Annotated in this window: 15 protein-coding genes and 1 other annotated feature (1 of these 16 only partly in view); of the genes, 3 read left to right on the top strand and 12 right to left on the bottom strand. The window is 39.3% G+C overall.

The genetic code is table 11. The features are described from left to right. Positions 1–116: a binding site (T-box leader), on the bottom strand; it reaches 106 nt to the left of the window's first position. Positions 117–409: 293 nt separating this feature from the next. After that, positions 410–586, top strand: a complete 177-nt coding sequence (locus ACQKL6_RS10300) for a hypothetical protein (RefSeq protein WP_402868582.1) — start codon at positions 410–412, stop codon at positions 584–586. A 136-nt stretch (positions 587–722) separates the two neighbouring features. Here ACQKL6_RS10300 and cspC read toward each other — a convergent pair whose 3' ends face one another. Further along, positions 723–923 (bottom strand): cold shock protein CspC, encoded by a 201-nt coding sequence (gene cspC, locus ACQKL6_RS10295; protein WP_010331195.1) that lies wholly within the window; start codon positions 921–923, stop codon positions 723–725. Between the two features lie 322 nt (positions 924–1245). Between cspC and ACQKL6_RS10290 the strand changes: the two genes are divergently transcribed. Beyond that, positions 1246–1506, top strand: coding sequence for a hypothetical protein (locus ACQKL6_RS10290; protein ID WP_402867884.1), 261 nt, complete (start codon positions 1246–1248; stop codon positions 1504–1506). A gap of 56 nt (positions 1507–1562) precedes the next feature. On the opposite strand, the gene ACQKL6_RS10285 is transcribed toward ACQKL6_RS10290, so the two are convergent. The 3 genes from ACQKL6_RS10285 to ACQKL6_RS10275 form a co-directional block, all read right to left on the bottom strand. Beyond that, complete coding sequence (locus ACQKL6_RS10285; RefSeq protein WP_402987560.1) at positions 1563–2135, bottom strand: YdcF family protein; 573 nt, start codon at positions 2133–2135, stop codon at positions 1563–1565. 126 nt (positions 2136–2261) lie between these two features. Further along, positions 2262–3050, bottom strand: a complete 789-nt coding sequence (locus tag ACQKL6_RS10280) for a serine hydrolase (RefSeq protein WP_427651039.1) — start codon at positions 3048–3050, stop codon at positions 2262–2264. Between the two features lie 189 nt (positions 3051–3239). Continuing rightward, positions 3240–3407 (bottom strand): DUF2292 domain-containing protein, encoded by a 168-nt coding sequence (locus ACQKL6_RS10275; protein ID WP_402867881.1) that lies wholly within the window; start codon positions 3405–3407, stop codon positions 3240–3242. A 467-nt stretch (positions 3408–3874) separates the two neighbouring features. On the opposite strand from ACQKL6_RS10275, the gene ACQKL6_RS10270 reads away from it, so the two are divergent. Continuing rightward, positions 3875–5263 carry an amino acid permease gene (locus ACQKL6_RS10270; RefSeq protein WP_407407150.1) on the top strand — a complete coding sequence of 463 codons (1389 nt, stop codon included), beginning with the start codon at positions 3875–3877 and terminating at the stop codon, positions 5261–5263. A gap of 42 nt (positions 5264–5305) precedes the next feature. Here the strand turns inward: ACQKL6_RS10270 and ACQKL6_RS10265 are convergent, their stop codons facing one another. The 8 genes from ACQKL6_RS10265 to ACQKL6_RS10230 all read right to left on the bottom strand — a co-directional run bounded on the left by ACQKL6_RS10265 (position 5306) and on the right by ACQKL6_RS10230 (position 13219). Beyond that, positions 5306–6283 (bottom strand): aldose 1-epimerase, encoded by a 978-nt coding sequence (locus ACQKL6_RS10265; RefSeq protein ID WP_427651038.1) that lies wholly within the window; start codon positions 6281–6283, stop codon positions 5306–5308. Between the two features lie 165 nt (positions 6284–6448). After that, complete coding sequence (locus tag ACQKL6_RS10260; protein ID WP_402867878.1) at positions 6449–6748, bottom strand: YxcD family protein; 300 nt, start codon at positions 6746–6748, stop codon at positions 6449–6451. Continuing rightward, positions 6736–7194, bottom strand: coding sequence for a hypothetical protein (locus ACQKL6_RS10255; protein ID WP_402956042.1), 459 nt, complete (start codon positions 7192–7194; stop codon positions 6736–6738). The genes ACQKL6_RS10260 and ACQKL6_RS10255 overlap by 13 nt, the downstream gene beginning before the upstream one ends. 210 nt (positions 7195–7404) lie before the next feature. Then, a complete protein-coding gene (locus ACQKL6_RS10250; RefSeq protein ID WP_427651037.1) occupies positions 7405–8775 on the bottom strand; it encodes a PcsB-like coiled-coil domain-containing protein in 1371 nt (456 codons plus the stop codon). A gap of 522 nt (positions 8776–9297) precedes the next feature. Then, entirely contained in the window at positions 9298–10362 is a 1065-nt protein-coding gene (locus ACQKL6_RS10245) for a sulfate/molybdate ABC transporter ATP-binding protein (RefSeq protein ID WP_427591013.1), read from the bottom strand. Positions 10363–10373: 11 nt separating this feature from the next. After that, positions 10374–11213 carry a sulfate ABC transporter permease subunit CysW gene (gene cysW / locus ACQKL6_RS10240; protein WP_402868547.1) on the bottom strand — a complete coding sequence of 280 codons (840 nt, stop codon included), beginning with the start codon at positions 11211–11213 and terminating at the stop codon, positions 10374–10376. A 57-nt stretch (positions 11214–11270) separates the two neighbouring features. After that, entirely contained in the window at positions 11271–12110 is an 840-nt protein-coding gene (cysT, locus tag ACQKL6_RS10235) for a sulfate ABC transporter permease subunit CysT (protein WP_402867876.1), read from the bottom strand. Positions 12111–12184: 74 nt separating this feature from the next. Further along, positions 12185–13219 carry a sulfate ABC transporter substrate-binding protein gene (locus tag ACQKL6_RS10230; RefSeq protein WP_427591012.1) on the bottom strand — a complete coding sequence of 345 codons (1035 nt, stop codon included), beginning with the start codon at positions 13217–13219 and terminating at the stop codon, positions 12185–12187. Positions 13220–13300 lie beyond the last annotated feature (81 nt).

Here is a 13300-nt window from a genome sequence, read left to right as displayed (position 1 = left end):
GTATAAAAAAGCTCCAAGAATGAAATTCACCTAGTCTTTGTATCAGTTTTCACCAACCACTGATTCTCTATATAACAGGGAGACCGGCTTAATGGGTTTCTTTTCGTCGCTCGCTCGATATGTTAATTAACAAGATTATAGTACGATAATTCTTATAGGTCAATCATTATTTAAATATTTAGACTATACAAGAGGGATTCTTCTCACATCTCATTTCCTTCATCATCGCGGCGAAGATCTATTATTACAGCATAATTATATGACTTTTGGATGAATGAATTACTTCGAATAAAATAGTAAAGTTCTTCATAATCTACATGAATATAAGGATTCTTTCCATTAATGGCCCCTTTGGAATATCTTGGACACATTTTTTATCGTGAAATATGTTATACTATTAGTAAAGAGGGTGCATAAATTGAAAAGTAATAAATACAATAGTGGCGAAACCGTAACGATCCTTGAAACTGATGAATTAGTTACAATTAGTAAATGGGCATATGTGAAAAACATGAAAAGATATTCTTATACAGTCAAAGAACATCCAACAACATTCTTCTTTGAAGAAGAACTGGAGAAAGCATAAGCTTTCACTTTTTTTGTATGCAATGATTTCCTTACTCTTCAATGGAGTAAGGTTTTTTTTATGTATAAACGGCGACGACAAAGAACAGACTCCCCTAGGGGAGTCTGTTCATATAGGTTACGATTTAGTTTTAAAATTAAGCTTTTTGAACGTTAGCTGCTTGAGCTCCACGAGCACCTTGCTCAACGTCAAAAGTTACTTTTTGACCTTCGTCTAAAGATTTGAAACCTTCGCTTTGGATAGCTGAGAAATGTACGAATACGTCGTCTCCGTTTTCACGTTCGATAAATCCAAAACCTTTTTCTGCATTAAACCATTTAACTGTACCTTGTTCCATTTTTGTTGCCTCCTAGTGCATAACACACATTGTATTACTATTTTTGATTTTTCAAGAAGATACTAATACCTTTTTTCATTACCAAAAACAATTCTTTATTAGAATAACACGAAATGATAAAAATAGCAACTACGCTGCAGAGAAATTAAATTGGTTATTTCATAAAAGGCCACTAGCAAATAATTATGAAGAGATTGCCCGCTCTTTTGCTTTTCATAATTTTTCCAATTATATGATTTAGATTTTTAATTAGGGGTATATCAGAGTATAAGAAACCGTTCTTTTACTTTCGTACAGATTAAACAACATAGGAGGTTTATTAATGAAATATTATAAGGTCTCGAATAGAGGATTCGATAGTAAGGTCATTGCCGCCAGTAGCGATTATGAAGCGCTTGGCTTTTATTTAATGGAGATCGATGATCAACTTGGTTTTGTTGATGATATAGATATAGAAGAAGTCGATGCTGAAGAAAAAGTTGAGGTTTCCTATATTGGATACCCTGTTTATAAGACGATTGAACAAATCTATCAAGAGAATGAGTTTTGGGAGGTGCCTAATATAGTAGTGGAAGTCGAGTGAATTTGAAATGCCCACCTTTTCACGAGGGGGCATTTCATAAATATTGAATGAACGTCTCAAAACAGTTGGGTCAAATAGTACTTTGTTATGGCCAAGTATTCACGGATATATGATTTCACTAAAGCGATTCGCGGCGTCTTTGCAGGAACCCCTGTCACTTTCAATCCTTCTCTTTCAGCCATTTTCACGGCTCGATAAAGATGAAAATCATTCGACACAATCAATCCAATCGATGAAGGATCCGGAATGAACTCTTTCGAGAAAGCAATATTTTCACTGGTTGATGTAGATTCGTCCTCCATGATGATTCTTCCTTCTTCAATTCCCTGGTTGATAAGCCCTTGTTTCATTGCCTCAGCTTCTGAAATGTCTTCTCCTGGACCTCTGCCACCAGAAACGATGGCTACCGTACTTCCATTCGATTTTAAATAGTCTGCTGCCTTATCAATCCGGTATTGTAATGATAAAGATGGAACATTCCCTTTTACTCTTGCTCCTAAAACGATAAGGTATCCCGCATCTTCAGGGATTGGCTGATGGCTGCTTTCCATGATCTTCATATGTAAGATTCCAAAGTATACGAGCAGCACGACCATACCCATACCGCCAAGCTTTATCCCCTTTTTCATAGTACCGCTCCGTTTCTATTTCGCTTACCATTTTCCCTTTTTGTTCCAAACTGCATTACAAAAGTGGAGCAATCAATGAAATTATTAATCTGACAAAAAGGTGAAATTAAAAGTGTAATAGAAGTTTTAAGCTTCCCCCATCATGTCTTCGTAAATCCACTTTCCTATTAGACTAATGACTTGACGGCTTTCTTCCTCGGTTTTCATGTCCTCAGTCAGGACTGCCGCGTAGACGGTTTGTTTGTCTGAACGGATGATCGCACAATCATGGGCGACACCACGAATCCCCCCCGTTTTACTTGCCACTTTCACACCCTTACCCATTTGTGACGGAAGCTTATCCCTTAACTGTTGATTATCCATTATACGCAATATTTTTTCCTGGTTCTCTTTCTTTAAAAAGTCTCCAGTATATATCGCCTTTAGACAGGTAATGGTATCCGCTGCGGAGATGGTATTATCCCGGCCTTCTTTCAATGCTTTAAAATCCTGCATTTTCCGTTGAAGAATAGTCTGTTTAAGTCCAAGATCCTTTATACACTGATTAATTTCATCTTGGCCAAGCAAGGTCATCATCATATTGGTGGACGTGTTATCGGACACTGTAATCATCAATGACAAAAGATCTTCAACCGTTAAAAAAACTTTATTCGATAGAACATGCAGAACCCCTGATCCACCCGTTACTTCTTCAGGCGGGATCGTCACCGGCTGATTCAAATAAATCTTCTTTTCTTCGCTCTGACGATATCCTTCAATAATCATCGGAATTTTAATCAAACTAGCTGATTGGAAAGATTCATCCTCATGATATGCGATGGATTCCCCATCACTATTTTCAATTTTATAAGCAATGCGTCCATCAAATGATCCCACTGCATCCAAAATCTTGTGTTCAATGGTTTGTAAAGACATGGTTAACCCTTCCCTTCTAACGATTCATTAATTATGTAACACCTTACTAATTCTACCATGTAAAAGCATCACTATCTTCTATATATGCTTTATTGATTTATTTTCAAAATAGAACGTAAAAAGGCATTAAAATTTCCAAACAAAAAAGAGCATTCGATGAGAAAGCTCCTTTTCAGGTACATTATAATCTTATCTTGCTTTCATCGGTCTTCCTTTCACTATTGGAAACCGCTTCTTTTCGGTGGTGTCAACCTGGGTGATTTCCCCATCATGCACGGTTATGATAACTGACCCATATTGCAGTTCTTCCAAACTGGAAATGATATGTTTGATTTTTAACTCCTCTTTTTTTTCCATAGTGGCCCCCTTGAATAATGTTTATGAAGAAAACCCATGATAAAGGAACGATCTACCTCTAACGCTTTCTGTACTAGCGGTCAAATCATTCCATCCTTCTCTTCTTTTCCAAAAGATAAAGGCACCTTTTATCTATTATTAGATGGAAAGGTGCCTTTAGTTGACTAATCGGCATTATGAGAGTTGCTTGTCGTTATGGCTGGTAATCGAACATACTAAGGAAAAGACGATGGCTTAATACACGCTAAACTATACTTTATTATCCTTACCTATAAACTTGGTATTATTACTATAATCCGTCTTTCATTATTTGTCAATGACGTTTTATAATATTCCGACTAATTCGTATATTTTATTCTGCCTATTTAGCACTTTACCAAACTAAACTATTTACGATATACTATTTTAAAATAAGTTTTTCATTGAACATTACAATCATTGTCCTATAGAAAGGTTCGATTATAAATATGAAAAATAATAAATGGGGATTGCTGATCCTAACCACATTTGTAGTTGGCAATATGGTGGGCGGCGGTATCTTCATGCTTCCCGCCCAATTGGCGCAAGTATCAAGTCCGTTGGGAGCCACGATGGCGTGGGTTGTCACGGGCTTGGGAGTATTTTTAATAGCACTCGTTTTCGGTAACTTGGCTGTGAGAAAACCAGATTTGAAAGCCGGACCACAAAGTTATGCACAATCATTATTTAAATCACCTGTAAAAGGCAGATTTGCTGGATATAGCATGGCCTGGGGTTATTGGGCGGCTAACTGGGCGGCTACGGCCTCCGTCATCATATCATTCGCAGGTTATTTATCGACGTTTTTCCCAGTCATGCACAGTACGAAAGTGCTCTATACAGCAGGATCATTTGACCTTGAACTTGGTAAGGCACTAACATTTGGTGTTTGTAGCTTGGCACTTTGGGGCATACACTTCATTTTAGTCAGAAGTTTTAATGGTGCTGGTAAACTTAACCTTGTCGCAACAGTCACAAAAGTGATTGGCTTCTTATTTTTCATCATCGTTACTATTTTCATCTTTGATTCTTCTAACCTGGGAGACGGCGCTAAATTTTATAACGAAGCGGGTACATCATTTTCCTTAGGTTCCCAAATTAACAATGCAGCGATTTCTACCTTATGGGCATTCATCGGCATCGAGGCAGCCGTTATGCTTTCAAACCGTGCGAAATCACAGAATGATGTCAAAAAGGCGACGATCATTGGCTTGCTTATCGCTGTTGCCATTTATATAGGGATTACCATCTTGACGATGGGTGCTTTATCGCAAGAGGAATTGAGGGCATCTCAGAAACCACTAGTCGATGCTTTACAGACTGTGGCCGGTTCCAGCGGCACATATCTTATGGGAGCACTAGCTGTCATTTGCTTATTAGGTTCAACGATAGGGTGGGTCGTCGTTGCATCGGAAGTTCCTTATCAAGCAGCGAAATCGGATATATTCCCAGCTTACTTTGCAAAGGCAAATAAAAATGGAACGCCGGTACGCTCCATGACGATAACGAATTTAATGACGCAGCTGTTCTTGTTTTCCACTATTTCAGGAACCATCTTAGTCGCATACAAATTTTCCATGATCGTTGCAACTCTTGCTTATTTGGTCCCTTATCTCGTATCAACTTTGTATCAATTAAAGTTAGTTTTGACTGGAGAAACGTACGATATCATGAAGGGATCCAGGACTCGCGACGGCATCATCACCTTCCTGGCATTGATATACTCCATATGGGTCATCAAGACAGGCACAGCCGACATGGAAACGTTCATGTTAGGTATCTATTTATATGTTCTAGGCTTTGTTCTATACCCGCTTTGGATGCGGAAGAGAGCTTAACAGGAAAACGCCCTGGCATTAATTAATATGCCAGGGCGTTTTCTATATTTCATCCAGAATTATTTTTGTATCCAGATGTATGGATTCTCCTGGTTGCAACTCCTGCAAACCCGTTACTTCCACTGGTAATTTCAGATTGGGGGCATTCGTGATCCATGTGTAAGGCTCGGGACACAAGAACCCGTCCTCATTGAACACTACCCAATATTTAAAACGGCAATCCGCTTGATAACGCACTTGTATACCAGCTTTCGGATCGGTTAAAATAGCTTCATTTGTTCGGTTTTTTTCCTCATCATAGCTAAAAATGTCATCATATTCCCGTCCCTCTCCTATTATCCTCCTTTGAATTTCATCCTTATTTGGCAACGTGATGTATTTTCCAGTCGGCAATGACCTTCCATTCAGCTCCCACTGTTTATTTACGGGCAAGGAAATCTCGCAATCCGAATAGTCATTTCTTGATATTAACGGAAAATTGAAGATCGTATGATACCCTGCACCCCACGGAAATGACTCGCGACCGATATTGTGAATGTTCATTTGGATATCCAGTCTCTCTTCCTTTACTATATACGTCATGTTCACTTTGAACTCATGAGGAAAATGCGGATACATGGAAGGAAAATCACTGCTCATAAATTCCGTAACGATTATGACTCCCTCCTTGCCTGCCTCTCTTTTTAGGACCTTCCAAGGCTTATCATGCAAAAAACCATGAATGTGATTATGCTTCTCCCATTCATTTACCGGAAATGTATAGGTTGTTTCCTTATATGTAAAGGTCCCATCTTCTATGCGGTTAGGTGGGAACAGGATTGGCATGCCGTATAGGATCGGCACTTTTTTGTAGTCATCCAACGACTTTGGAGTCCTCAATATATCTACATCTTTTTTCTTGGATTTTAGCGATAGTAGATTACTTCCCAAAGCTGGAACGATCATTGCTTCAATGATATCATTGCCAAAGATTATAGCCTCTTCATTTAAAAACATCTGGTCTTTTATATAGGATTCCATCTTCTTTCCTCCTCTTAGATTCCATATACTTACACTCATCCTACTAGTCTAGTACCCTTTTGACAACTGACGCTCACCACTTTTCCATAATCTGATTCTTTCCAATATAACTTGGCCTCTAAAATAGAAAAAAAGGATGCTCCCCTAGGAACATCCTTTTTTTGCTTAGTTATTGCTTTCGCTTATTAAGGCGACTATGCCTTCTTCGTCATCCAAGACAAGCTCAATGCCTGAATATGGGTCGATATTTAAGTATTCATCCAGCCATAATCGAAGCGCTTCGATCAAGTTGATCGTGATCAATACTTGCTTCCTGCCATCAACGAACGTTTCAGCTGAGAAGCCATAATCATCATCATACATCAATTCAACTTCCACTTCATTGGGCTCGACCTGCTTTTTACGAGCAATGTATACACATACTGCATTAATGATATCTTGTTCGGAAATTCTTAGCCTCTCCATGGGTTTGGATCCTCTTTTTTCTTCTTATCTTGGAAGTAAACGAAAATCTTGCGGATAATGACCACGATGGCAACGATCGCAATAACGTTGACTAATAGTCCAAGAATGGAACCAAGAGCTCCCATATTGGCAAATAGGCTACCAAAAAGTAAACCTGCAAGCCCTCCAAGCATGATTCCTTTCATTAAGCCGCCCTTAGTAAATGAGTTGCCGCTTTTTGTATCGGTTTTCGCTTTGTTTGTATTTGCATCGGATTTATTCGTTTGTTTATTTTGGAAATTCGAGTTGTTATTCGTATTGTTATTCGAGTTATTATTGTTGAAGCTTCTTTTCCCGGATTTATAACCCCTTGCATCGGCGGATTGTGAATGGTCCTGGAATACATACGCACCAACTGGCGAGAAAGCTAATGTGATAGTTAGTAAAGCAGCCATAATTTTTTTCATCATGTGTTTTTTGCCTCCATTTTTTAGTAGTAGGAATGTTGTTTCATTAAATGTCAGTAAGTTTACAAGTTAAATCCACATCACCTATCCTTATTTCATCTTAATAGTATTTACGATATTAATCAAAATAAGTTTCACTTTTTTTGTTTTTATCCGTATTTTTTATAAAAAATGGGCAGGGTGATCATCACCCTGCCCATTAAGACACTATTATTTCACCCGAACTACACGGCCATTGAATTTACTTGCCCAATATCCGCTACTCATGTTAGCAACAGCCACTCCTGTTGAACTTTGAGAGCCAATGAACTTGCCTCCTCCAACGTAAATACCAACGTGTCCATCAGTTTTATACGTGTTGAAGAATACTAAATCTCCCGGTTGCATCTGGCTTTTTGAAACTTGCTTTCCTGCACCTGTCAAGGCACCAGTGCTTGGTGGTAGATTAACACCCGCTTGTTTGTAAGCCCATGCAACAAATGCTGAACAATCGAATCGGCCGTTAGCAATGTCGGATGCCGTTCTTCCGCCACCGAAAACATATGTTGAATTACCGATGTATTTATAACCTGCTGTGATTGCAGAACCTACGTTAGCTGTGCTTGGCGCTGCTGTAGCCTTGCTTTCACTCTTTGGAGTTGTTGAAACATTATTTTTTGGTGAACTTTTTGGTGAACTTGATGAAGATTCATTTTTAGAAGAACTAGTAGAAGGCGCTACATTGCTATCTACATGATCATCTACATGATCATCTACATGGTTAGTAGAAGTTTTCTGAACTTCTTCCGCCACACGGTTTAGTTCGGCCTTTTCAGCCGCTTTACGTTCTTCTTCTTTTTTAATGTTTTCACGAATCGTTGCTAATTTGCCCGCTAAATCTGCATCTTCATTTTGTAGGGCCTTTTTAAGAGCTTCTGTTTCAGACTGTTTCTTTTCAAGTTTAGATTTCATTTTTACACTAGCTGCTTTTTGTTCCTTAATTTGAGATTTCATACCTTTTAGGTCAACTTGCATCTCTTTAAGGCTTTGTAATTTCTTCTCTACTTCTTCATGTTTTGCTTCTAGCTCAGCTTTATCCGCTTCTTGCTGAGTAAGAATCTCCTGATCTGCTTCAACGATAGCCGCAACTGCTCCTACACGGTCAACAAGATCACGGAAACTAGTAGATCCTAAAACTACTTCAAGGTAATTAACGTCACCGCCGCTCTCTTGGAAAGAAAGGGCACGCTCCTTTAGGATTTCTTCGCGTTTTTCAATTCTTTCCTCTAAAGCAGTTATTTCTTTTTTCAATGAATCAATATCTTTTTCCGTTTCAGTTACTTCTATATTGGTTTTCTTGATTTTTTTATCGTTTTCTTCCATTGCATTAACGATTTCTTTAATCCGGGAATCCATTTTCGCTTGCTCTTTCTGTAAGTCCTGAATGACTTTTTCAGCATCTGAAATATCGGATTGAATTCCGGCACGTTCTGATTGAATATCTGAAACAGATTCCGCATTGACCATCGGTGCAGCAAAAATGCTTCCTAAACCGAGCATAATAGTGGTATTTAATACGATTAACTTTTTCTTCAAACTCATTTCCCCTACTTTCTTCCCTAGCAATTCAATTGACCCACTTCTTTCTATCTAAGAAAATAGCAATCAAATTGAACCACAGGAATCTCTTCTCTATTTTTTAAAAGCATTATGTACTTTTCTAGGATTGATTTCATATTACATAAAATACAGAATTTCTTTGAGCTCATTACCTAATACGTAGTATATCACTGCTTTTTGTCAAATACGTAATAGCAATATTACATTTATATTTCATTTTTAACATTAAACATATTTTTTCGACATTCAGACGAGATATATAGACCAATATTTGACAAGTTTCTTCTAGTAAAACGACAAACTCCCACATGATAATCTATCCAATTATTAGTATAGAAGAACCACAACTTATGATAGTCAATAGCTTTGGTGTTGTCAAAAAAAGGCACTTATTACTTTTTAAAAAGAATATGGTCCGAAACCTTGATTCGGTTCCGGACCATATTTTTTACATTTTTTCGCTTTCATTAGAGAGTTCTTATTAGTATGATTCCCTTACATTTTTCAGATTCCAGCCATATAGTCAACAAAAACTTTCAACTCTTTTGGACGAACAAACACAATATCTCCCTTTTTTAAAGAAAGCTGATTAAATTGGTCTTTTGTAAGTTCGATTTCGAGCGGTTCCTGAATGTCCTGACGAATCACTTCAATACGGACAATCGGTCCGATTGCATGAATATGATCGATGATGGATTCAATAGAATCGACATTGGATGGTCCTTTTTCGATAATGAAGTTATGAGATCTTACATATCCTGTGCTATCTCCGTCCTCACTATCCGGTACGTGAATTTCCACATTCCCGGTTGCAAGCTTTCCTTGATGTACCTTTCCCTTGAATAGGTTAACACTGCCGAGAAAGTCATAAACAAATGGATTCTTTGGATGTTCGTATACTTCATCTGGTGTTCCAATCTGTTCGATTTTCCCCTCATTCATGATGACGACCCGATCGGCGACATCCATCGCTTCTTCCTGATCATGTGTTACAAAGACACTCGTGACATTGAACTCGTCATGCAGCTTTCTTAACCAACGCCTAAGTTCTTTACGGACTTTGGCGTCCAGTGCCCCAAATGGTTCATCGAGCAACAAAATATTTGGCTCTACGGCCAGTGCCCTGGCTAAAGCCACGCGCTGTCGCTGGCCCCCGGATAATTGAGAGGGATAGCGATCTTTATATCCTTCCAGTTTAACCAGTTGGAGCAGTTCCGTAACTTTTTCTTCAATTGCTTTTTTGCTAGGTCTTGTTTTTCTAGGCCGTACCTTTAAACCGTATGCAACATTATCAAAAATGGTCATGTTGCGGAAAAGGGCATAATGCTGGAAGACAAAACCGACATTCCTATCCTTCACGTGCTTGTTTGTGTAATCCTCTTCATTAAATAATATATGTCCGTTTTCTGACTGTTCAAGACCAGCTATGATGCGGAGTAAAGAAGTTTTCCCCGAACCCGAGGGACCCAGTAACGCAACAAGCTCCCCACTTTTTATTTCTAGATTGATATCTTGTAGGGCTTGAAACGACCCATAATATTTTGTAACGTTTTCGATGATGATGCTCATTGTACATCCCCCTACCTAGCTTTTGTAGATTTCAGGTCCGTTTTCCATTCTATTAGACTCTTTAAAACCAACGTTATAATTGCAAAAATGGACATTAACGATGCCACGGCGAATGCCGCTGAAAATTGATATTCATTGTATAGGATTTCAATATGAAGTGGCATCGTGTTCGTCATGCCGCGTATATGGCCTGATACAACCGATACGGCTCCAAATTCCCCGATCGTCCTCGCATTGCACAAAATGATTCCGTATAATAAGCCCCATTTAATATTGGGCAACGTTACATACCAAAAAGTCTTGAACCCGCCAGCACCAAGGGTAAGGGAGGCTTCTTCTTCAGAGGTTCCCTGGCTTTGCATAAGTGGAATCAATTCCCGTGCTATAAAAGGGAAGGTAATGAATAGGGAAGCAATGACAATGCCCGGTATGGAAAATATCACTTTTATATCGTACGCCTGTAAAAATGGACCAAGCGCTCCATTCAGACCAAATAATAGGACGAATATCAAACCGGCAATGACCGGTGACACGGAAAATGGAAGATCGATCAACGTAACTAAAAAGTTCTTCCCTTTAAATTCATATTTTGTAATCGTCCATGCCGCCACTACCCCGAATATGGCATTCAAAGGTAGAGTGATCAGGACAACGATCAACGTTAATTTAATGGCAGCCAAAGAATCTGGGTGAGCAATCGCAGCAACATACGCTTCCGCTCCCTTTTCAAAGGCTTTTACAAAGATAGCAATCAACGGAACGACCAAAAAAAGCGTCAAGAATAGCAATACAATGGAAATAAGGGTCCATTGGATAAGTTTTGGCTCCTTCGTAGCGTTTCTTGTTAAGATGACTGGTTTATTTGGCTCTGTAGCCACAGGATGATGATTGGCCAACAAGGTCCCCTCCTATTTTGCGGAATATCTTCTACTAGTCCACCATTGCAAGATATTAATGGTGAGCAAAATCAGAAATGTAATGACAAGCATAACCGTCGCCACGGCAGTTGCCCCTTGGTAATCATACTGTTCAAGCTTCGTCATGATGATAAGAGGGGAAATTTCTGTCTTAAAAGGCATATTGCCGGCAATGAACACGACGGATCCGTATTCGCCAAGTGCCCTCGCAAATGATAGGGCAAACCCCGTCAAGATTGCGGGAATCAATTCTGGAAAAATAATTTTAATAAATGTCTGCATTCGGTTTGCCCCTAGTGAAGCAGATGCTTCTTCCATCCCCTTTTCTATATTTTCAAGCACGGGTTGAACCATTCGTACAACGAAGGGAAGACCAATAAAAATGAGGGCAATGATAATCCCGATAGGGGTAAAGGCAATCTTGAATCCAAAAAACTGTCCAATCCACCCGTTCGGTGAGTATAAAGTGGTTAACGTAATGCCGGCAACTGCCGTTGGAAGGGCAAAAGGCAAGTCGACCAGGCCATCGATGATCCGTTTCCCTGGAAACTCATAACGTGTCAGAACCCAGGCAATTAAAACGCCAAAAACTGCGTTCACAAATGCCGCAGTTAAAGCCGTCAGAAAACTTAATCTATAGGAAGCAACAACTCTTGGTTCAGTGATGGTCTCCCAAAAATCCTTCATTCCCATTGAAAATGTATTTAAAAAAACCATGGATAGGGGAATCAAGACGATGATGGATAAATACAGTAATGTCAATCCCATCGCCAACCCAAAACCAGGTATCGTCCTTTTTCTCTTCCGCTTGACTTCAGTCACAATATTCATGGTATCTCCCCAGCTCTTTCTACTTAATTAGTGAAGGAGAAGAAGAATCAAACATCCCTCTTCCCCTCTAACACTTATTTTGGTTGATATATTTCGTCGAATGTACCACCATCATTGAAGTGGGTCTTCTGGGCTTCATTCCAGCCGCCGAATTTCTCATCAACCGTTACCATGTCAATGTCGGCAAACTGTTCTTTATGGTTTGCCAGAACCTTTTCATCCCTTGGTCGATAGAAGTTCTTAGCCGCAATTTCTTGCCCCTCATCCGTATACAAATACTCTAGATATGCTTCCGCCACTTCCTTCGTTCCCTTTTTCTCAACCACTTTGTCGACTACCGCCACTGGAGGTTCGGCTAAAATACTTATGGAAGGATTGACGATTTCATATTTATCATCGCCGAATTCCTCAAGCGTTAAATACGCTTCGTTTTCCCAAGCAATTAGTACGTCACCGATTTCTCTTTCCACAAATGTAGTCGTGGCACCCCTAGCACCGGAGTCCAACACTTCCACATTTTGATAAAGTTTTTTCATGAACTCTTTTACTTTTGCTTCATCATCATTGAACTTCTTCTCGGCAAATGCCCATGCGGCCAAATAATTCCACCTTGCCCCCCCGCTTGTTTTTGGGTTTGGAGTAATGACGGAAACATCCTTTTTGATTAAGTCATCCCAATCTTTGATGCCTTTCGGATTATCCTTTTTTACTAGGAATACAATGGTCGACGTGTAAGGTGTTGAATTTTCCGGCAGGCGCGTTTGCCAATCTTTTTCCAAAAGGTTACTCGCTTCATTGATGGCATCGATGTCATAAGCCAATGCAAGCGTCACGACATCCGCTTCCAATCCGTCAATGACCGCTCTTCCTTGCTTACCAGAGCCTCCGTGCGATTGCTGAATCGTAACATCTTGACCTGTTTCTTCCTTCCAATGTTTCGCGAAGGCTTTATTATATTCTTGGTACAACTCACGGGTCGGGTCATAGGACACGTTCAGTAATTCTACGGATTTAGGCTTTCCTTCTTTTCCTTCAGTCTTTTCGGAACTACAACCAGCTAGCACCCCAAATGCTAAAACCAAACTTGAAAACGCCAATAACCTTTTCATAATCTTTCCCCCTATTTTTAACTTTCTTTAAACAAAATAGGCATACTACTTCCTCATTTAAAGTTAGGAAATAGTATGCCT

The organism is Peribacillus sp. NPDC097197 (assembly GCF_050278025.1).
Taxonomy (GTDB): domain Bacteria; phylum Bacillota; class Bacilli; order Bacillales; family DSM-1321; genus Peribacillus.
The sequence above is the reverse complement of the archived record's forward strand: the minus strand, read 5'-3'. Positions and strand labels throughout refer to the sequence as shown.

Excerpts from the sequence above, each read along its gene's own strand:
- ACQKL6_RS10270 (WP_407407150.1), top strand. The coding sequence starts at position 3,875 with ATGAAAAATAATAAATGGGGATTGCTGATCCTAACCACATTTGTAGTT.
- ACQKL6_RS10265 (WP_427651038.1), bottom strand. The coding sequence starts at position 6,283 with ATGGAATCCTATATAAAAGACCAGATGTTTTTAAATGAAGAGGCTATA.
- cspC (WP_010331195.1), bottom strand. The coding sequence starts at position 923 with ATGGAACAAGGTACAGTTAAATGGTTTAATGCAGAAAAAGGTTTTGGA.
- ACQKL6_RS10255 (WP_402956042.1), bottom strand. The coding sequence starts at position 7,194 with ATGAAAAAAATTATGGCTGCTTTACTAACTATCACATTAGCTTTCTCG.
- ACQKL6_RS10260 (WP_402867878.1), bottom strand. The coding sequence starts at position 6,748 with ATGGAGAGGCTAAGAATTTCCGAACAAGATATCATTAATGCAGTATGT.
- ACQKL6_RS10250 (WP_427651037.1), bottom strand. The coding sequence starts at position 8,775 with ATGAGTTTGAAGAAAAAGTTAATCGTATTAAATACCACTATTATGCTC.
- cysT (WP_402867876.1), bottom strand. The coding sequence starts at position 12,110 with ATGAATATTGTGACTGAAGTCAAGCGGAAGAGAAAAAGGACGATACCT.
- ACQKL6_RS10285 (WP_402987560.1), bottom strand. The coding sequence starts at position 2,135 with ATGAAAAAGGGGATAAAGCTTGGCGGTATGGGTATGGTCGTGCTGCTC.
- ACQKL6_RS10290 (WP_402867884.1), top strand. The coding sequence starts at position 1,246 with ATGAAATATTATAAGGTCTCGAATAGAGGATTCGATAGTAAGGTCATT.
- ACQKL6_RS10275 (WP_402867881.1), bottom strand. The coding sequence starts at position 3,407 with ATGGAAAAAAAAGAGGAGTTAAAAATCAAACATATCATTTCCAGTTTG.
- ACQKL6_RS10245 (WP_427591013.1), bottom strand. The coding sequence starts at position 10,362 with ATGAGCATCATCATCGAAAACGTTACAAAATATTATGGGTCGTTTCAA.
- ACQKL6_RS10280 (WP_427651039.1), bottom strand. The coding sequence starts at position 3,050 with ATGTCTTTACAAACCATTGAACACAAGATTTTGGATGCAGTGGGATCA.
- ACQKL6_RS10230 (WP_427591012.1), bottom strand. The coding sequence starts at position 13,219 with ATGAAAAGGTTATTGGCGTTTTCAAGTTTGGTTTTAGCATTTGGGGTG.